We start from the raw sequence: 20,755 nt of genomic DNA on the forward strand, positions 1-20,755 counted from the left end.
TTTTTAAACACTCACTTGTTCCTCTGCCTTTATTGTCACATGTTTTCGGTTTGTATCTCTTACAGTGATCCAAAACAATAAACCAATCATGAACATCCCTAAAGAAGTTACATGAAACCCATAATGGTATCCTTTTGATTGATTTGATGCATATTGAATTAAATATCCGAAAACGAGTGGAGCAATAATACTTGTGGAACTAGAAAGCGCAACATAGGTCCCTTGTGCTTTTCCGATGTTTTTGGGTGAAAAAAAGTCCATTAACATCGCGGGTGCCAGTGACAGAATGACAATTCCAAACCCTGGTGCAAGGGTAAAAAACAGTATGGATAAACCAGTTGAATTCACGGTATTTGCAAGAAATAAACAAATAGCGGAAAGCACTGTTGAAAAACCTGCAAGATTTATCCGTGCCTTACGAATATCTCCTGTTTTGTGATAAAGTCGATCTGATAGTAGGGCAAATCCAATTTGGCTGATGGCTGCAAATAGAAATGGTAATGAAACAGCCAGTTTTAGTGTTTCTGCTTTAAAATGTAGTATTTTGGTAAAGTATGCAGGGAACCAAACCGCCTGAACGGACAATAGCCAATAAGCACTCCCTGCACACAAAACGGTAAAAATAAAATTTTTTGAAAAAAGATGCGGAAGAAACTGACGCCAAGTAACTTTAGAGAGAATTAATGATTGTGTTTCATCTTGATCAACTGTAGGAAGCCCAATTTCTTCTGGGCTTTCTTTTCCGAAAATCACCCATAAAATTAGGACAATAAGTCCAACAATCCCCATGGCAATAAAAGCAGATCTCCATCCATATTGAGTGATTAAGGAGATTAATAATGGCGAAGCAATTGCAGGTCCAATTGTTGCCCCAAAGAGAACAGCACCAAAACCTATACCATGTCTATGTTTAGGAAACCATTTTCCTATTAAAGACGTTGATATTGCAACAGCTGGACCTTCTCCTGCTCCTAAGATCATTCTTGTAAACATTAATAAAGAAAGACTAGTAACAAATGGTGTGGAAATTTGAACAATCAACCAGACAAAAGAGATCCAAACAAACATTTTTTTCGTGTTTTTGGAGTCGGCCATGCCTCCAAGAATGAAAGAGGAAAAAGTAAAGAACCAAAAGAAGGAACTTCCAATAACTCCCCATTGTGAAGGACTTAAATGTAACTCTTTCATTAAGGGAACGGAAACTAAACCAATGATGACTTTATCAACTTGGTTGATCATACCGGAAGCGACAAGAATTAATAGTATAACCCAAGAATATTTTGGAGTTTTCAATTTAAAATTCTCCCCTTACTTCTTCTATTTAAGGAAAACCTTTTTTAGAAAATTAAAAGGTACTCCCATCACATGAATCAATTGGTGTTCTAATGAAACAGTTAATCAAGGTAACCTTATTGGGTTTTTGTTTACTGCTAAACTCCTGATATTGTTTAAAAAATCCATTCATTACCTTATCTTTCTGAAATTCCACCAGCTGTTTTTTCACGCACAGGAATACCACCGCGACCCACTTTACCTGATTTCTCATCAATAAACATAGCGAAATCAGGGGCAATTTCACGGCCATTTGGCATCGTGAGCCATAATCTTAATAAATGACGTTTACGTTCAGGTTCTTCATAATCTTCGTATACAGTCCGTGAATGAAGAACGGTATAATTATTAACGAATTGCATATCACCGGGTTCCATCATCATATCAATATGCATGTTTGCATCGTGAAGAAGAGAATCCATTAAGTCATATGCTTCTATTTCTACTTTTGATAAATAGATACCTGTCTTCACTTGTGCAGATTCTACATATCCTCGATTATATCTGCAGCTTAATTTACCTTTGTAATAACTAAAAACGGGTGATGAATATACTGGAGATTCTTCTTGTGCTTCCTCACCGCGACGATCAATGAAGTATGGACGATAGAGAATTTCAAGGTACTCCGGGTACTTCTCCAGAATTTCGTTGTAAACAGCCATCGAACTTACTATACTGCTGTATCCACCAGATTTTGCTTTTCGAAGACTTTACAATCCGACTACATCAGATCCATCTGGGTGAAAGGGAAGGTGTGCATTCGTTTGATAACCGCGTACATTTGAATCATTAATATCTAACCCTTGGTTAATGACATGCCCTAATAGATCACCTTTTGCGTTTTGCGTTACCGGGATTCCTAAGTGAACTCCGAGACCCCAGTAAATGATGCTCACTTCATCTTCCATATACCGTTCTATTGGTAAGCCACGGATTAATAGAAACCCCTTTCCATTCTCCAACTCGTCAATAAAGTAAGCGATTTCATCAGCGAGATCAGGAATTGGGAAATCCTCCTTGTTAAAATTAGGTGCTTTTAAACCCTTTTGTTTAACATGAAATAAAGCATTCTCAAGTGAGAAAATCGTTTTCTCCGTCAAATAATAAATCCATGATTCATTTTTAGCTAGGTCAATACCTTTCCATGCTGTTGGCCCTAAAACTTTTTCCTTTAAAATAGATGGCATCGAATTCCTCCTTCGTTTTCTAATGAAACGTTTAAATCTCCTTGTTTTTCTTTGGTAATCCCTTTTATATATTTCTACTTATCTAGGAAGCCTATACTTCATTACCCCCTCCCTATACGTGGAAGCGCTTTCTATAACTACTATTGTGACTGTATTAACTATTGTTATATTAATTATATTCATAAAATTCAGTTAAATAAAATTAAAAATTTTAATATATAATTAAATTTTATTTATATACAAGAAGCAAAAACAGCTTTCAGACATGATCATCCATATGAAAATCCCCCTTAGGGGCCAATTTGGTTTAACAAAATATATAAAACCAATACATTTTACTATTGTTTTAGTTCTATTTTCTTTATTAACAAAATAGTTTTCCTTTTTATATTAGTAAAACTTATTTACAAGTTAAAATTTTTAATTTTATATTAATTCAATTTACAGGTAAAATCACAAATATAAATGCATTAATATTCAAAAAATACCACTTGACCTTATTCGTACAGCGTATAAAAAAAATTAGGAGGTTTTATCTATGGACTTAAATTTATCTGGAAAAAAAGCACTTATAGTAGGAGGAAGCAGAGGGATTGGTAAAGCCATTGCCCGCCAGTTGGCTTTGGAAGGTGTAGATTGTACGATTTGTTCAAGAAACGAATCCTCTCTAAAGGCTGCAGCAGAGGAATTATCCCAAGAAACAAAAAGAAATATTTATCCGATTGTGGCAAATACCACGGATCCTGACTCTATCTTAAATTTAGTTGAAAAATCAGCTGCAGAAATGGGAAGCATTGATATTTTAATCAACAGTGGAGCCCGTGTTGGCGGCCATGAGCCAGAGGATTTTAACAGCATTAAAGATGAACTTATCTTGAAAGATTTTGAAGAAAAGTATATGGGCTATTTTCGTTGTATCCGGGCTGTTGCTCCTTATATGATCAATAATAATTGGGGACGTATCATCAATATAAGTGGTCTGGCAGCCAGAATTGGCGGCAATTATTTTAGTTCCGGTCCTCGTAATGCATCTGTTGTCCATATGACAAAATCCGCATCAATAGAATTAGGAAAGCACGGAATTACTGTCAATGCTGTTTATCCAGGGATCGTCGAGACGGAAACGTTTAAAAACCAAATCACGAACGAAGAGGCTAAACGCCAGGCAGCAGCATTGAATTCACTTGGCCGCTTGATTACACCCGAGGAAATTGCTTATGTCGTAACCTTTCTCGCCTCACCTTTATCGGCATCGATTACAGGCGATGTCGTCTCGGTAACCGGCGGAATTGGAAATACCGTTTATTACTAAAGGCCTAGGGTTGATATCGTTACTTTTTCTATATTATCAATAATTTTCCATTTAAAAAATAAACAGGTTAATTAAAAAAACGAGCCTCACGAAATTCTGAGGCTCGCTTCATTTTGAACATTTTCTTTCAATCTATCCCTATTTTATATTTTACGGTACTCAAGAACTTCTCGATCTTAGAAACAGTTGATTCAATGTTCTTTGAAAAAATGGCCATGTGGGCAAAAAATCCGTGGACCATACCCGGTTCACATACATATTCAACATACACATCAAATTTTTTCAGACGTTCAGCATACGCCATTCCTTCATCCCGGAGCACATCATTTTCTGCCGTAATCACAATTGCTGGCGGGAGACCACTTAAATCTTGAGCAACCAAGGGGGAAGCATACTTATTACACCTGTCCTCTTCATTCCCTAAATAATGATCACGGAACCAAATCAGCTGTTCGCGATCCAGACCAAACCCTTTTGCAAAGGTTTGATGAGATTCCGTATTGAACTCAAGGTTTGTCGGAGGGTAAATTAGGACCTGTGCAGCGATGTCGGGACCTTTTTTGTCTCTCGCCATCATCGTTACAACAGTCGCCAGATTTCCCCCCACGCTATCCCCTCCTACTACCAATCTAGTAACATCTCCGTTAAAAGACGACCCTTTTTCGTAAACCCATTCCAATGCCGCATAAGCGTCTTCGACCGGTGTCGGGAACTTATACTCCGGAGCAAGACGATAGTTTACAGATACAACAATACAATCCGTCCTAATAGCTATCATCCGGCAGCTCGCATCCGTGGATTCAATGTCTCCCAGAACCCATCCTCCACCATGGTAATATATAAATAGAGGAAAGGGGCCTTGCCCTTCCGGAATGTATACCCTACATTTGATTTCTTCATCTTGGCTTACCGGTATCATCAAATTCTTTACCCTTGAAAGCGGATCTAATTTTACAGCAGGGCGTGGTGTTTTTGAAAGCATCTCTCTTACAGTCTTTGGATCCATCGTATGAATTGGGGGCATCTGATTAAATGCTTGTAAATATTTTTCTGCTTGCGGATCTAAATTTGCCACGAAACAACATCCTCGCTTCCATATATTTTAAATTAACACGGCTATATCCTAAACCTTTATTCCGGCCTTGATACCCTTACATTAGTTTCATTTTGATATACATAAAATGGTGATTTTATTCACCATTTTTCGATGAAAAAAATCACCATACAGCGTATATAAGAAACAAGGGCTTTTAAATGCCACGAATTGCTTATCTAGTTACAGGTGCTCCACCGATATAAAACTCGAAATCTGAAGCAATTTTTCGGCCATTTGGCATCATGAGCCACAATCTTAATAAATGACGTTTGCGGTCATCTTCTTCATAATCTTCAAATAGTGTACGTGAATGAAAAACGGTATAATTATTAACGAATTGCATATCACCCGGTTCCATCATCATATCAATATGAAAGTTTTTATCATGAGTAAGGGAATCTATAAAATCAAATGCTTCGATTTCCTCTTTCGACAAAGAGATACCTGTTTTCGTTTGTGCTGATTCCACATATTGGCGAATATATCTGCAGCTTAATTTGCCTTCGTAATAGCTAAAGATCGGTGATTGAACTACAGGAGATTGACCTAGTGCTTCTTCCCCTCGAAGATCATGGGCAAATGGAAGATAGAGATTTTCAAGGTACTCTGGATGCTTCTCCAGAATTTCATTATAGATAGACATGGCACTTGCAATACTGCTTAAACCGCCAGATTTCGCTTTACGAAGACATAGTAATCCGACTACATCAGCGAGATCTGTGTGATAGTCGAGATGTACATTTGTTTGGTAACCACGTACTTTTGTATTATCATTAAAGTCGTGACCTATGTTTTTGATATGGCCTAATAGGTCCCCTTTTTTGCTTTGGATGATCGGTAGGCCTAGGTGAAGTCCGATTCCCCAGTAAATGATGCTTGCTTCTTCGTCAGTATACCGTTCCATTGGCAATCCGCGAATCAAAAGAAACCCTCTTCCATTCTCCAGCTCGTCAACAAAGTATGTGATTTCGTCAGCGAGATCAGGAATTGGGAAATCCACCTTGTTAAAATTGGGTGCCTTTAACCCTTTTTGTTGAACATGTAATACAGCCTTGTCAAGAGCTTCAAGAGTATTCTCTGACAAATAATAAATCCATGAATCATCTTTTGCTAGTTCGATACCTTTCCACGCTGAACGCCCTTGAATTTTTTCCTTTAAAATGACTGACATAAATACTCCTCCTTTATTTTGGTCATTTCCTGAATTTGACCGACTGTTGCGAATTATCATTCATAGCACATATAATTATTAATTAAATGAAATTATCATTTATAGCTTATTATTAAGTTAGACTAATATAAAACTTACTAAGAATCTTTCAATCTACCTTTATATCTCTTAAATACTCACTTGCTCCTCTGCTTCAATTATTGTTTGGCTTTCCTTTGCGGGACGTACACCGATCCAAAACAATAATCCGATAATGAGCATCCCTATAGAAGAGGCTTGAAATGCGTATCCGTATCCAATAGCTTCAGTCGCTGCATTTTGAATAAGATAGCCAAATACGAGTGGAGCAATAATACTTGTAGTACTCGCAAGTGCAATGAACGTCCCTTGTGCTTTTCCAATATTTTGGGGAGAAAAAAACTCCATCAATATTGCGGGTGCGAGTGAAAGGATGACATACGCAAAACCCGGAGCAAGGGTGAAGAACAATATGGACATCGCTGTGGAATTCGCGGCATTTGCTAGGTATATGCATAGAGCGGATAACATCATCATTATACCGGCAAGATTTATTCTTGCTTTACGAATATCTCTGGTTTTACGATAGAGCCGATCTGATAGAATGGAAAATCCTAATTGGCAAAGGGCTGCAAAAAGAAAAGGTAAAGACACGGCTAATTTTAATGTTTGACCATTAAACTGTTGAATCTTGGTAAAATAGGCAGGAAGCCAAACCGCTTGTACGGACAATAACCAATAGGCACACCCCCCGCACAAAACAGTCAAAATAAAATTTTTAGATAATAGATGCGGAAGAAACTGACTCCAAGAAACTTTAGAGAGGCTGGTTGATTGCTGCTCCTTTTGCTGTATCGAAGGCGAGCCGATTTCTTGTGGACTTTCTTTACCGAAGATCATCCATGAAACTAACACAATCAGTCCCAGAATCCCCATCGCTATAAATGCAGATCTCCATCCATAATGATCAATTAAGGAGATTAATAATGGAGAAGCGATCGCAGATCCCCCTGTCGTTCCTAATAGAACTGCACCAAAGCCGATGCCATGCCTATGTTTCGGAAACCATTTTCCCATAATTACCGTAGATAAAGCGGGGGCAGGACCTTCACTAGCTCCCAAAATCATTCTGGTTAACACAAGCATAGACAAACTGCTAACGAAAGGGGTAAAAAATTGAACTATCAACCAAATCAACGACATCCAAGTTAACATTTTTTTCGTGTTTTTTGAATCGGCCATGCCGCCAAGAATAATAGAGGAGAAGGTAAAGAACCAAAAAAAAGAACTTCCTACAACTCCCCATTGCGATGGACTTAAATGTAACTCTTTCATTAAAGGAACGGAAGCCAAACCAATAATTATTTTATCCACTTGGTTGATCATCCCGCTAATAACTAGAAATAATAAGATAATCCAAGAATATTTTGGAGTGCTTGTCATTTAATCTCCCCACATTTCCCTATATAAGGAACACCTTTTCCTGAACTCTGAAAAGGTGTTCCCACTTGTTCTTACAAAAAGTTTTACAAAAAATTACTTCAAGGTTTCCACAATACCGCCAGATGTTTGTTTACGTACAGGTACACCACCGCGGCCTGGTTTCCCCGTATTCTCATCAATAAACATTGCAAAATCCGGGGAAATTTCCCTGCCATTTGGCATCGTGAGCCACAATCTTAATAAATGACGTTTTCGATCCGGTTCTTCATAATCTTCGTATTGAGTACGTGAGTGAAGAATCGTATAATTATTGACGAATTGCATATCCCCCGGCTCCAGCATCATGTTATAATGTAACTTCTCATCATGAAGAAGTGAATCCAGTAAGTCTAATGCTTCAATTTCCACTTTTGATAATTGAATACCTGTTTTCGCTTGTGCTGATTCGATAAATAAGCGGACATATCTGGAGCTCAGTTTACCATCATAATAATTAAAGATTGGTGATGTAAATACTGGAGATTCTCCTGGCGCTTCCTCTCCACGACGATCAAAATTAAATGGACGACAGAGAATCCCTAGATATTCTGGGTTCTTCTCTAGAATTTCATTATAAACAGTCATCGAGCTGATGATACTGCTGTGGCCACCAGATTTCCCTTTACGCAGGCTTAATAATCCAACAACATCAGATCCATCAGCATGAAATGGAAGATGCAGTTTCGTTTGGTAACCGCGTACATTAGAATTTTCTAAACTAAGACCTTGATCTTTGACGTGCCCTAAGAGGTCACCATTTGCGTTTTGCGATACCGGAATGCCAATGTGAAGTCCGAGACCCCAATAAATGATGCTTGCTTCTTCATCTGTATACCTTTCAATAGGTAATCCGCGAATTAATAGGAACCCTCTCCCATTCTCCAGCTCTTCAACAAAGTAAGCGATTTCTTCAGATAGATCTGGAATCAGGAAGTCCTCTTTGATAAAATCAGGTGCTTTTAAACCCTTTTGTTTTACATGAACTAAAGCGCTTTCTAGAGATGCAATCGATTCCTCGGACAAATAGTAAACCCATGAATCATCTTTAGCTAGATCCATTCCTTTCCACGCGACAGTTCCTTTCACTTTTCCCTTTAAAATCGATGACATAAATAATCCTCCTTTAAAATATTGTTATTTCTTACTTAACTTCTGTTAGTTGTCTTAGCTCTCTGCGTAAAATTTTCCCCGTTGAGTTTTTAGGTAACTCTTTAAAAAATTCTACTTTTTTAGGAATCTTGTACTTTACAAGTCTATCTTGACAGAATTGGATAATGTCATTCATCGTAATCTGCTCATCCTTCACTACCACAATAGCTTTTACGCTTTCTCCGTATGCACCATCGGGAACTCCAACCACAGCAGCCTCTATAACAGCAGGATGTTGATAGAGGACTTCTTCCACCTCACGAGGATATACATTGTATCCGCCAACTATAATCATATCCTTCTTACGATCAACGATATAGATGTATCCTTCTTCATCCATTGTTGCTAGATCACCTGTATAAAACCATCCATCTTTTAGGGCGGTTGATGTAGCTTCGGGCATCCTCACGTATCCCCTCATGACATTTGGACCTTGAACAACCAATTCCCCGACTTCTCCCCTTAACACTTCTTTTCCGTACTCATCCACTACTTTACTTTTTACAGCCGGAATATTTAGACCGATTGAGCCAGGTTTTCGGATTCCCTTTAGAGGATTGATCGTGACGAGAGGAGCAGTTTCCGAAAGACCATACCCTTCCAAAATAAATACGTTAAACTTGCTTTCAAATTTTTGAAGAAGTTCGAACGGAATCGAAGCCCCTCCTGAGATACATAAGCGAATTGATAAAAAATCTTCCGCAGATGCTTCAGGCAATTGAATAAGAAAATTGTACATCGTAGGAACTCCAGCAAATACTGTTGCATTTCTTTCTCTAATGGTACTGACCACATCTAGAGGGCTGAATTTGGGTTGAATCAAAACCGTTGCTCCGCAAGCAATTGGTGCATTTAGACATACAGTCATACAGAAAACATGAAACATTGGCAGAACAGCAACTACACGATCTTTATCATTGATTTCAAGTAAGTTTGAAATAGATTCTGCATTTGAAGCCAAATTTCGATGAGATAACATTGCACCTTTTGGTTTCCCTGTTGTTCCAGAAGTGTATAGAATTACTGCAAGATCTTCTTGCTCTATGGGAGGGCTTTCAAAAGAAGGATTGCCTATTTGCATCAAATGTTCCCATGTCCATTCTTGATTTTCAGTATCTGTGTAAATTACTAATTTAAGGTTTTTCAATTGTTTATTTACATCTGATAACTTTGGTTCAACAGATACGTGAGCAATGACTGCTTTGGCTTGACTATTGTCTAATATGTAGCTGATTTCGCCTTGGCTATACAACGGATTCATTGGAATAGCAAATGCACCCAGTCGTAGAATACCGTAGTAAGAAATAAGAAATTCGGGGCAATTTCCTAATAATAGAGCGACTCCATCTCCCTTCCTAATTCCTTGTGCAGCCAGTCCAGCAGTAAACCTTTCTACCTGTTGATTTAATTCCTTATACGTAACACTTTGATGTTCAAAGATATACGCGATACTTTCTGGGCTTTTACTTGCACTTCTCCTCAAATTTTCGTCTAGATTATAATTCATTAAATAATTTTCACTCCTTTTACTCACAAGAAAGCATTTGAATGCTAACTATTGTGAATATTTTTAATATTGTTACACTCAGTATACTCATAAGTTTTTATTAAATAAAATTAAAGATTTTAATTTGTAATTAAATATCACTAATATAAAGCGAAGATTAATCCGTGAACATTACTTAGCTGATCAAGTGGGGGCTTAATTAAATCTATTTCACATTCGTACAGGGTAAAAAAAGAAAAAAACTAGAAAAGGTCTTAGTTAAAGAACCTTTTCTAGTTGCTCCATCCATTTACTGTTCTTTTACCTTCGCACGTTTAATAAAGAACGCTAATATTAAAGCGACAAATGCAATTCCCGTAGCCACAATAAACGAATCATTAATCCCGTCAATAGTCGCTTGCTGCATCGATTGCCCATAAACCAAATAGGTTGTAAGCTGTTTTCCTGCAGCAGCCGGAATGTGGGTGTAACCTGATAAGACTTGCGTAAACTGTGAAAATTTATCAGCGATAAAAGGATTTGCACTTGTGACCGTATTGGTAAAGTCACCATAATGAACCCCTTGCCTTGTCGACATGACCGTAACAAGAAGCGCCGTCCCAATACTACCAGCAACTTGCCTAGCCGTATTGGAGGCCGCTGTTCCATGTGCACCAAGATGACGTGGCAGCTGGTTTAGTCCCTCTGTCATAACCGTCATCATAATAAAGGACATACCAAACATCCGCATGACATAGAGAAACAGGATATGGCTATAGCTAGTTGTCATACTTAAACTAGTAAATTGCCAGGTGGTAACGACCGTAATGGCTAAGCCGATAACCGCCAGCCATCTTGCACCGATTTTATCAAAAAGAGCGCCTGAAATAGGAGACATAATTCCCATCACGATGGCACCTGGAAGCATCAATAGCCCTGATTCTAATGCCGTATAACCGCGAATATTTTGCAAATAAATCGGAAGTAAGATCATTGCACCGAACATCGCCATGTTCACAATCATACTAATGATGGTCGTTAAAGAGAAAATATCATATTTAAAGACGCGTAAATCCAGCATTGGCTTTTCAGTGGTTAATTCCCGCCAGACAAAAGCGACTAGTGAAATAATTCCGATCGCTAAGGAAACGATAACGGTACCGCTGTCCCAGCCATCATTTCCTGCCTCACTAAATCCATATAATAAGAAGCCGAAACCTAAGGTTGAAAATAAAAATCCGGGAAAATCAAATTTCAGATTGGTTACTTTCGTTACGTCCTTCATCCACAAGAAACTTAGAATTAAATCAAGTACTCCGATTGGAATGACAATGTCAAACAGTAATCTCCATGAATAATGTCCAATCAACCACCCAGATAATGTTGGACCAATGGCTGGGGCAAAGATCATGACGATTCCCATGATTCCCATCGCCTTTCCCCGCTTTTCCGGAGGAAATAAGGCGAAAAACACGGTCATCAATAGGGGCATAATAATACCCGCACCGCATGCTTGGATAATTCTTCCGACCATCAGCATACTAAAGTTGGCTGACAAGGAACAAACTAACGATCCTAATGTGAAGAGAAGAATGGCAGAGATAAATAGTTTCCTAGTCCCAAACTTCTCAATCAGGAAAGCCGTAACAGGAATCGCAATCCCATTGACCAACATATAACCTGTTGAGAGCCATTGAACGGTATTAGCTGAAACACCTAAATCATTCATAATATGCGGGATGGCAACATTCAATAAGGTTTGATTAAGAATCGCAACAAAGGCACCAAGCATTAAAGCGACAAGCACTTTTCCTGTTCCTGAATTCTCCTTATTATCCGCAGCCTTTTCTTTTTTCCGTTTCTTGCTATTTTCTTCTGGCTGAACATCTACGACATATTCCAATGCCGGTTCAGCAATCGCTGAATCCTCCAGCATTTCTTCGACTTGATAGGATAAATCCTGCTGAGTGTTCGCCGGAATCTCTTCGGTTTCTTTACTTATTTCCTTCCATTCATCATCATTGATTTTTGTTTGGGCAGGATTTTCCTTACCCTCTTGATCCATCCTATTCGATTGAATCATGTTCCGCTTTTTTTGTTTGATCATTGTAAAATTTATAATTAGTAACACTAATATGGCTAAGATAACATAACCCGTGATATATATGGACATTTTATCACCTACTTATGAATTCTTACGGTTACGTTCATACCAGGGACAATTGCAACACCTTTATTATCATCAATGGATACTTTTACAGGAACAACCTGTGTAACTTTTGTGTAATTACCCGTCGTATTAGTACTTGGTAATAATGAAAAAGTTCCTGATGTTGCTAAGCCGATTTGTTTTACTTTTCCCTTTAATGTGCTATTAGGGAAAGCATCCACATAAATATCAACATCCTGCCCGACTGCGATTTCATCAATACTTGTTTCTTCAATATTAGCTGTTACCCATAATTTATTTAAGTTATAGACTTGGGCAAGCGGCGTACCTGCGGCAACAAACGAATCTTGAACGGCATTACTTTGCACCATTGTTCCATCCGTTGGAAGTGTCACATTCATTTTGACAGGTTTTCCATCCGCACCAGTTGTAGTAATGGTTCCAACTTTATCATCTTTTGAAAAATGATCGCCAACATTACCTTTCCAATCTGTTAGCTTACCGTTGGCTGTTGCCGCAATCGTTACTTGTTGTCCGGCAATTTGGGCATTGTCAGTCGTTAAATAATTGACCGTTTTATTATAATAGGCATAAATCCCAAAACCTCCTCCAACTAGAACAAGTAACATAATAATGTTGATTAATAGTAAACGTTTCGCATTCATTAATTCTATTCCTCCTCTATTGTTAACTTCTTTAAGACAAGCTTGTGTAAACGTAACAGTTCAGAGATTTCCTCCTCCGGCAATTCAAGGACTTCGTTCGTTTTTTTAATGACCATTGAATTCGAAGAATAAAACAGATTTAACGTCTTTTTTCCCTTTTCTGTTAAGTGAATAGAAACAACCCTCCGATTTTCTGGCGGGATCACCCTTTCCACCAAACCGATTTGAACTAAGCGTTCAATCAAGCTGCTTGCGGTACTGTTCGTCATTCGTAATTTTTCTGCTAGCTCTCCCAAACTGATATCTGGATTCGCGGCAAGTGTGTAGATTGCCTTTAATTGGACCATTGTAATCCCCAATCGATCCGAATCAAATTTAATGATTCTTTTGAATGCTTTATTAATCTCTAAAAATGATTCATATATCTCATTATTTAGTACTACCATCCCTGCTCTCCTTTCTCTTGTTCTTCTAAGCATTCCAATTAGAATATTTCGTATACGAAATAACATTTACAAAAATAAATTATAATCAGTGGACATCAGGGTGTCAATATAAAAATGACACATTGTCATATGTTAATTGACAAATATTAATAGGTCTATTATCATTTAATTAAATTAAATTGTGACATTTTGTCGTTTGGTGAAAGGATTGAAAGCGATGCCAAAACCAACCTTTTTAAAATTAACAACAGAAAAACAAGAATCATTAATAAAGGCCGCTAAGAAGGAATTTTCGAGGGTTCCTTTATATGAAGCATCCATTTCAAATATTATTAAAGATGCCGGTATACCGAGAGGAAGTTTTTACCAATACTTTGAGGATAAGGAAGATTTATTCTATTTTTTATTAGATGAGCATTCCAAACGGAATAATGAGCGCTTCATTTCCATTTTAAAAATGAATAATGGCGATTTATTCCAGTCCTTTATTGATTGGTTTAAATCCACTCTCATCGCCTTTGAAGAACCGGAAAATCGCAAATATTTTAAAAATACCTTTTTAAACATGAATTATCGAATTGAAAAAACCTTTACGCAGAACATTTATGAGGAAAGAGCCAAAAGTAGATTTTTGGGGATCATTAACTCCATCAATTCCGAATATTTAAATGCAACAAATGAAGAAGAATTGCACCATATTTTTAAAATCATGATGGCCGTAACAATGCGAAATCTCGTTTCTGTATTTGCAAAGGAAGTACCAATGAATGAAGCCATGAAGGCCTTTTCATTGGAGATTGATTTACTAAAAAAAGGATTATATAAGCAAACTGTATAATGATGAAAATAGCAACACACAAAAAATAGAGGAGGTTTTTTGCAAGCCTCCTCTTCTTTCCTTTAAGAGGGTCTTAGAGGACCCTAAACCTGTTATTGATCAATACTATTGAACAAACTGCTCATCATTAAAGTAAATGACCTCAGTAAGAAATTTATAACCATTAATTTTATCGAACGCTTCTTTTGCTTCTTTTTTTGTATCAAACTCAAACATGTTATAATTATTATTTGAATAGACAGTAATGACCCACATAAAAAATACCTCTTTCCATAATTAATATAATTTCATCTATCTACAAAGCAATTTCTTTCAAAGAATCTGAGACGATTGCTTCTTCACTAATAGGGAGCCAATCGTCAATCCAGGGATAATGATTTTAAATACTGTGATGAGTGAGTTCGCTTTAGCAAATAAACTAACCGTCCAATAATTAATGAGAAAATAGATGACCTTCTTTTTAAATGATTGTTCATCTATTCAATCTCTTTCATGTTAGATATATTTAGAAAATGCAGAGATCCCATACTTGTGCCAGATGTTTTAATAACATGACACCGGTCAGGCTATTCCCATATTCATCAATCGCCGGACCATATATGCCGATTCCACAGCCGTCTTGAAATGGCTGATCTCTATTTTTATTCGGCGGAACTAAGGCCAGGATCCCTCCGGATACCCCGCTTTTTGCTGGCAGCCCGACGAATGCCGCAAATTTGCCAGAAGCATTGTACATTCCACACGTAAGCATTAAAGCTTTGGTCAGTCTCGCCACTTCTTTAGGCAAAATCTGTACTTGTTGAATCGGGTGATATCCATCGTTTGCAAGAATCATTCCAATCATGGCAATATCTTCTGTATTCACTTCCAGTGAACAAAGCTTTAAGTAAACTTCCAAGGTTTCTTCCACCTCGGATTCTAAAAAACCCGTCTCCTTTAAGTAGTAAGCTAAAGCTCGATTTCGATGAGCGGTTTGCCATTCTGATTGAAACACTTCCTCATTCAGGTTTGGACGTTTACCTATCATTCTTTCAATTAATTGATGAACAATTTCCAATTTACTTTGGGACGAATCCCCTGGAAGCAAGGAAGCAACAGTAATGGCACCCGCATTGATCATCGGGTTAAACGGCTTTCCTGGTTTATGCATTTCCAAACGAATAATCGAATTAAAGGGATCCCCCGTTGGTTCGACATCGACCCGGTCCAACACATAAGAAATACCACGGGTTACACACGCAGCAATAAAGCTGATTACTTTTGAGATACTTTGCAATGTAAAAGTGACATGCCAATCCCCTGACCGGATGGTTTGTCCGGTTGGCAATGCAATACTAATCCCCAGCTGGAACAGATTTGCCTTCCCCAAAGCTGGAATATAGCTTGCACATTGTCCTTCCGTGGCAAAGGAGCGAAAATTGTTCACCCATTCATCCAACCCATCTATTCTTTGATCATGAACCTCTTGTTTTATCACTTGGACCAATTTCTTCAATCCTCCTATAAAGTTTTTACATCAAGGAAAGTGAAATCCCCTTTCTTTCAAAAAATGTTCAAGTTAGAAAACGCTTTCGAATTGTTACTAGAAAAATATAATTGATTCTATAATCCGTACTACAAAAGAAAACGGAAATCTACAGAAAATTTTTTTATTTTTTAAATAATTTTTTTAACCTTTGCTTGGGCATTGTGTTCAGACATTTCTAACTGTATACTGTTGTTCAGACAAATCAGGAAGTGATCATCTTGAATATCAGCCCAACACTCAAAAAAGACATCTTCATTCTGATTTTGATGTTGATAACAGTCCCATTAGCAGGTGTAATCAATTTTTATCCGATCAACGCCGCCTTCCGGATCAGTTTTGGGGTGCCGACCTTTTTATTCTTTTTGTTATTATTCCGGCAAATACCGGCTGTCTTGCCTGGTTTTTTGACCGCTTTAAATATAGTAGGATTACGTATCCTGATAGAATTTATCCAGGATGAGCATTTTCATTGGCCAAGCTCTTTTCAAGCCAATTTTTCCAGCTTCTTCTTTTATTTGGCCTATGCCTGTTTCTTTTATTTGGCAAAAGTCCAACGTTTTCATAACCGGCTTATAGTAATCGGATTAATTGGTATTGTAATCGAACTTCTGTCTGATATAGTCGAACTGACTGTACAATACTTCATATTAGGAACCACCATTAAATTCTCGGCACTGAGCGAAATCTTGATGATGGCAATTTCACACAGTTTTATTGTCCTTAGCTTTTTCACCATCATGCAGCTATATGAAGCGCAAGAAAGAGAAAGACAAATTCGAAAACAAAATGAGCACATGCTCCTGTTAATCTCCAACTTATATGAAGAAACGATTCATTTAAAAAAAACGTTGGTAAATGCCGAAAACATCACAAAAAAATCCTATGATTTATACAAAGGCTTAAACGAGTTGAAAAACGTACCGACCAACGCAGATTCTATCGAGGAATTAGGTAAGGAGGCATTGAATATCGCTGGGGAAGTCCATGAAATAAAAAAAGATAATCAACGTATTTTTGCAGGACTCTCGAAACTCATTTCCGTTGAACGTTTTGCTGATTATATGGACTTGCACGAACTGATTTCCATCATAAAACGGACAAACGAGAAATATGCCACTTTACTAGGGAAAGAGATTCAAATTGAGTATTCGATTAGAGGAGATCATCCTCCCTACCATGCTTTTACCCTTCTATCGATCATCAATAATATCGTCACAAACGCGGTAGAAGCAATCGACAATAGAGGAACCATTACGATTAACATTGAAAAGGCTCAAGAATCAATTGAATTTCGAATCGGCGATAACGGACCCGGTATCCCTTCAAAGCGAAAAAATGCAATTTTTAAGCCAGGGTTCACCTCGAAATATGATCATTCCGGAAATCCATCTACTGGTATGGGATTATCGTTTGTTAAAGATATGATGGCACAACTTGAGGGTGAAATAACCGTAGAGGATCAAGTAAAAGGAACAGGATCAATTTTCATGATTCGATTACCCGTGAATCATTTAATAAAGAAAGGATGATTCGATGCGTTTTTATATAATCGACGATGATGAAGCAGTACGTTCGATGTTGGCCCAAATCATCGAGGATGAGGGTTTAGGGGAAGTGGCCGGGGAAGCAGAGGATGGCTCATTAATAGATGGCGATAATCTGAACATGCTCAGCATCGAAATTTTATTAATCGATTTGTTGATGCCAAATCGGGACGGATTGGAAACCATCCGGCAAATTCAATCGAGATTCAAAGGGAAAATCATTATGATTTCTCAAGTAGAATCAAAAGAATTGATTGCTGAAGCCTATTCGCTTGGCAGTGAATACTATATCATCAAACCAATCAACAGAATTGAAGTATTGACGATTCTTCAAAAAGTGATGGAAAAAATCCAAATGGAAAAATCGATACAGGATATTCACAAGTCCCTTCATGCCGTGCTTAAATTAGATCCATCACCTAGACAACCACAACCTATTAATGAAAAAAACATAAGAAATTCCGGTCAATTCCTATTAACTGAATTAGGGATCGCCGGTGAAAATGGCAGTAAAGATTTACTGGATATTTTGGAATATTTAGACCAAAATCAACAAACAGACATTTTAAATAATGGATTTCCAACCCTAAAAGAAATTTTTATCGATCTTGCTAAAAAAAGACTGGGAACCTCCGCCCCAGTCGCTGAGTTAAAGAAAGAAATTAAAGCAACCGAACAACGGGTGCGCCGGGCAATTTATCAATCGTTGAATCATCTGGCATCCCTCGGTCTTGCCGATTTTTCTAATTGGAAGTTTGAAAATTATGCTTCAAAGTTTTTTGACTTTGCAAGTGTCAGGACCAAGATGGCAGAATTAAAGAATGGCTCAGCAGCATCCGCTTCTCTTGCACGAATCAATACGAAAAAATTTATTCAGGTCCTTTATTTTGAAGCACACCGGGTACATTCTGAACAATAGCTTACAAGCAAACGTCCCGTTTGATATTTAACAAAAAAACTTCACTGAAGCCTTAGTTTCGTGAAGTTTTTCTATTTGAGGAAAATATCGAATTTGTTCTGTTAGAAACTTATTTGTAATGCCCGGATGCTCCATAACCTTTGATTGTTATTTTTACGTTGTAGCGAATCGGAACTTCACTGAAAATTTGATCCCAATCCTTTTTTACCTTTTCCCATAAATGCGGATGGTCAATTTTTAACTGGTTACCAAAACCGGACACGTCCACCTGATAGTCCTTTTGCATTTTTTTTATAGAATGGTCAATCAATTGTTTGACTGCTATTCCTGTAGACGTTTCCGCCCTTTTAAGAAAAGAATTTTCAAAAGGCGTGCTGGAATCGACCCGATGCTCCGATAATCTCCCTTTTGATACGATGTTGACATCAAAGGAAATGTTGTTTCCCCTAACATGTGGGGTAATTTTACTTTTCATGGACTCCATCTCATACACAATCATTCTTTTTGACTGCAGATCAAAACTTTTGACGACACCACCTTTCCCCTTGCCTGTTAACCAAGTGATGCCCTCCAATTCCTTTTCATTTAAAAAGCCACGCAGTTTTTTCGTCTTTCCATCAATGACGGCAGCTCCGGCAAATTTCACTTGTCCATTTGCTGAAACCACATTCTGCAAAAGAAAACTGGAACCGGATTGGAGCTTGCCATCCAATTTAATTATGGAGACAGGAGGTAATATTTTGGTTGTCCGATAGGCATTATCAACGATTCCAAACAAACGAAAGGCCGGAACTTCTCCTTCCTTCTTGGATAGTAAGGTATCGCTTGCTCTCCCTTTACTGACAACTACCAAACAGCTTGGTCGGAACTCATTATCCCGAAGATACAAATCAAATAACTCTTGCAAACTGAACGATTGTGCCACTTCATCCCCAATGACCACGACCTTCATATGAGTGGCATTTAAAGGAATATCTGTTCGTAATGATAATTCACGCACCTCTTGAAGAATAGAATCGCCCGTTTGAGAAATATTTAAATAGGAATATTTTTGTGATCCTCCCCCTTTACTCGATGAACTGGCGATTTCTGGAGTAATAAGTTGATAAGTGGTAGTAATCATATTTTTCTTTGAATCCCCTTCGCCTTTTTCGTTAATCATTTTCTCGGAGTTTGACTCCTTATTTGTATCGATGGCCATTCCTACCCCTAAACTTAACTCCTCAATTTCATGGCTGCTCCAACAACCTGTGAGGAAAAAGAGCAATAGGACTGAAAGCGACCCAAAGAGAAACCGAACGATGGAATGTTTGAGCTTCATGATCTTCTTCTCACCCATTTCGCAATGATGAGAAGGACTAGTGGCAGGCCGCCAAATATATACAATGCTGCATTTCCAATTACATCCCCAAGCTTAAAAACATCATTCAAATTTTTAGGAATCATTGAAATTAAATAAATGACCGGTACCAGTCCAACCATAATCGGATGAATGTTCTTTTTGAAAATTTGCGCCAGGCCCAGTGCTGCAGCATAGTGTGCTATCGTATAGATGGTAAACATTTGCATGATCCATATCGCCAGAAGCAATGATTCGAATCGTTCAAAAATCAAACCAGAAATTTCAAAGCTTCGGATCAAATCAAGTGTCGGCCATGTTCTCGTAACAACTTCATCCGCTGATAACGCGCCGATAACCATAACAACGGTAATGATATATAAAATTAAAGGAATCGTAATTCCGACTATCACGGCTTTAACTGCTTTGTTCGGCTCTTTCATAAATGCAACAATGATCAGCATAACCTCAGGGCCTGTAAACGCAAGTGCCGTTGTCTTTACTCCTTTTAGCACAGGTAAAAATCCCGCTCCCAATACTGGTCGCAAATTTTCGATGTCAAATATTTTGAAACTCAAAAAAATGGCGAGCAAAAAAAGGACAAGTGTAATCGGTAAAATAATTTCAAAATGACGCGCAATCGGATTGATTCCTCCCATTATTAAATAAAGACCCACCAGCATAAATGGCAGAATAATCGCCCAATTCGGAGTTCCCTCCAGTAATAAGAACTTTGTTACTTCTGTTAAGGAACGGATTTGAAAACCCGATGTTGCTAGAAAATAACCGATTACCAGAAGGCTAAGTGCTACCCCAACCCATTTACCTACAAGATCCTGACTGTATTGATAAAAGGTTTTTTGTGGAAATTGTTGGCTTAATTTTGTAATAATAATTCCCGCCAAGAGAGCCAACAGCCCGCCAAGTAAAACAGTTATCCATACATCAGGCGTGTGCACCTTCTCAACCGAGGCTCTGGGCAGGGTGAGAATCCCTGTGCCAAGAATCGCGTTGATGATGATAACCGCTGCCTGGGAAGTGGTGATTTGATCTTTAGGATTTAGAATCATACC

The 20,755-nt window shown here is 37.9% G+C and carries 17 protein-coding genes and 2 pseudogenes; 4 read left to right on the forward strand and 15 right to left on the reverse strand.

Annotation, left to right across the window (positions count from 1 at the left end; genetic code table 11):
- Positions 1-3: 3 nt before the first annotated feature.
- Both J2Y67_RS07895 and J2Y67_RS27940 read right to left on the reverse strand, forming a co-directional pair.
- Entirely contained in the window at positions 4-1,293 is a 1,290-nt protein-coding gene (locus J2Y67_RS07895) for an MFS transporter (RefSeq protein ID WP_310172589.1), read from the reverse strand.
- A gap of 176 nt (positions 1,294-1,469) precedes the next feature.
- A pseudogene (locus tag J2Y67_RS27940) lies at positions 1,470-2,519 on the reverse strand (TauD/TfdA family dioxygenase).
- Positions 2,520-3,057: 538 nt separating this feature from the next.
- On the opposite strand from J2Y67_RS27940, the gene J2Y67_RS07910 reads away from it, so the two are divergent.
- Positions 3,058-3,831, forward strand: coding sequence for an SDR family NAD(P)-dependent oxidoreductase (locus tag J2Y67_RS07910; RefSeq protein ID WP_310172592.1), 774 nt, complete (start codon positions 3,058-3,060; stop codon positions 3,829-3,831).
- A gap of 127 nt (positions 3,832-3,958) precedes the next feature.
- Here J2Y67_RS07910 and J2Y67_RS07915 read toward each other — a convergent pair whose 3' ends face one another.
- The 8 genes from J2Y67_RS07915 to J2Y67_RS07950 all read right to left on the reverse strand — a co-directional run bounded on the left by J2Y67_RS07915 (position 3,959) and on the right by J2Y67_RS07950 (position 13,514).
- A complete protein-coding gene (locus J2Y67_RS07915) occupies positions 3,959-4,906 on the reverse strand; it encodes an alpha/beta hydrolase (protein ID WP_310172595.1) in 948 nt (315 codons plus the stop codon).
- A gap of 193 nt (positions 4,907-5,099) precedes the next feature.
- Positions 5,100-6,098: a TauD/TfdA family dioxygenase gene (locus tag J2Y67_RS07920; RefSeq protein WP_310172598.1), complete on the reverse strand. Its 999-nt coding sequence runs from the start codon at positions 6,096-6,098 to the stop codon at positions 5,100-5,102.
- A gap of 168 nt (positions 6,099-6,266) precedes the next feature.
- Complete coding sequence (locus tag J2Y67_RS07925) at positions 6,267-7,559, reverse strand: MFS transporter (RefSeq protein ID WP_310172601.1); 1,293 nt, start codon at positions 7,557-7,559, stop codon at positions 6,267-6,269.
- Between the two features lie 93 nt (positions 7,560-7,652).
- Positions 7,653-8,708, reverse strand: coding sequence for a TauD/TfdA family dioxygenase (locus J2Y67_RS07930; RefSeq protein ID WP_310172604.1), 1,056 nt, complete (start codon positions 8,706-8,708; stop codon positions 7,653-7,655).
- 31 nt (positions 8,709-8,739) lie between these two features.
- Complete coding sequence (locus J2Y67_RS07935) at positions 8,740-10,254, reverse strand: long-chain-fatty-acid--CoA ligase (RefSeq protein WP_310172606.1); 1,515 nt, start codon at positions 10,252-10,254, stop codon at positions 8,740-8,742.
- 289 nt (positions 10,255-10,543) lie between these two features.
- Entirely contained in the window at positions 10,544-12,340 is a 1,797-nt protein-coding gene (locus tag J2Y67_RS07940) for a DHA2 family efflux MFS transporter permease subunit (RefSeq protein ID WP_396954061.1), read from the reverse strand.
- Positions 12,341-12,414: 74 nt separating this feature from the next.
- Complete coding sequence (locus J2Y67_RS07945; protein ID WP_310172610.1) at positions 12,415-13,068, reverse strand: HlyD family secretion protein; 654 nt, start codon at positions 13,066-13,068, stop codon at positions 12,415-12,417.
- A gap of 5 nt (positions 13,069-13,073) precedes the next feature.
- Positions 13,074-13,514, reverse strand: a complete 441-nt coding sequence (locus J2Y67_RS07950) for a MarR family winged helix-turn-helix transcriptional regulator (protein WP_310172612.1) — start codon at positions 13,512-13,514, stop codon at positions 13,074-13,076.
- Positions 13,515-13,731: 217 nt separating this feature from the next.
- Between J2Y67_RS07950 and J2Y67_RS07955 the strand changes: the two genes are divergently transcribed.
- On the forward strand, positions 13,732-14,352 hold the full coding sequence (locus tag J2Y67_RS07955) for a TetR/AcrR family transcriptional regulator (RefSeq protein ID WP_310172613.1): 621 nt from the start codon (positions 13,732-13,734) through the stop codon (positions 14,350-14,352).
- 105 nt (positions 14,353-14,457) lie between these two features.
- Here the strand turns inward: J2Y67_RS07955 and J2Y67_RS07960 are convergent, their stop codons facing one another.
- The 3 genes and pseudogenes from J2Y67_RS07960 to J2Y67_RS07970 form a co-directional block, all read right to left on the reverse strand.
- A complete protein-coding gene (locus J2Y67_RS07960) occupies positions 14,458-14,607 on the reverse strand; it encodes an RNA-binding protein (protein WP_310172615.1) in 150 nt (49 codons plus the stop codon).
- An 87-nt stretch (positions 14,608-14,694) separates the two neighbouring features.
- Positions 14,695-14,805, reverse strand: a pseudogene (locus J2Y67_RS07965) (hypothetical protein); the annotation flags it as partial.
- A gap of 52 nt (positions 14,806-14,857) precedes the next feature.
- Entirely contained in the window at positions 14,858-15,838 is a 981-nt protein-coding gene (locus tag J2Y67_RS07970) for a glutaminase (RefSeq protein ID WP_310172617.1), read from the reverse strand.
- A 251-nt stretch (positions 15,839-16,089) separates the two neighbouring features.
- On the opposite strand from J2Y67_RS07970, the gene J2Y67_RS07975 reads away from it, so the two are divergent.
- Together J2Y67_RS07975 and J2Y67_RS07980 are read left to right on the forward strand one after the other, a co-directional pair.
- A complete protein-coding gene (locus J2Y67_RS07975; RefSeq protein WP_310172620.1) occupies positions 16,090-17,409 on the forward strand; it encodes a sensor histidine kinase in 1,320 nt (439 codons plus the stop codon).
- 4 nt (positions 17,410-17,413) lie between these two features.
- Complete coding sequence (locus J2Y67_RS07980; protein WP_310172623.1) at positions 17,414-18,343, forward strand: response regulator; 930 nt, start codon at positions 17,414-17,416, stop codon at positions 18,341-18,343.
- Between the two features lie 109 nt (positions 18,344-18,452).
- Here the strand turns inward: J2Y67_RS07980 and J2Y67_RS07985 are convergent, their stop codons facing one another.
- The gene (locus tag J2Y67_RS07985) at positions 18,453-19,664 is read right to left on the reverse strand and encodes a Ger(x)C family spore germination protein (RefSeq protein ID WP_310172625.1); all 1,212 of its coding nucleotides are present in this window, start codon (positions 19,662-19,664) and stop codon (positions 18,453-18,455) included.
- Positions 19,661-20,752 (reverse strand): spore germination protein, encoded by a 1,092-nt coding sequence (locus J2Y67_RS07990; RefSeq protein ID WP_310172627.1) that lies wholly within the window; start codon positions 20,750-20,752, stop codon positions 19,661-19,663. The genes J2Y67_RS07985 and J2Y67_RS07990 overlap by 4 nt, the downstream gene beginning before the upstream one ends.
- Positions 20,753-20,755 lie beyond the last annotated feature (3 nt).

Origin of the sequence: Neobacillus niacini (assembly GCF_031456445.1) — a bacterium.
GTDB lineage: Bacteria > Bacillota > Bacilli > Bacillales > Cytobacillaceae > Neobacillus > Neobacillus niacini_I.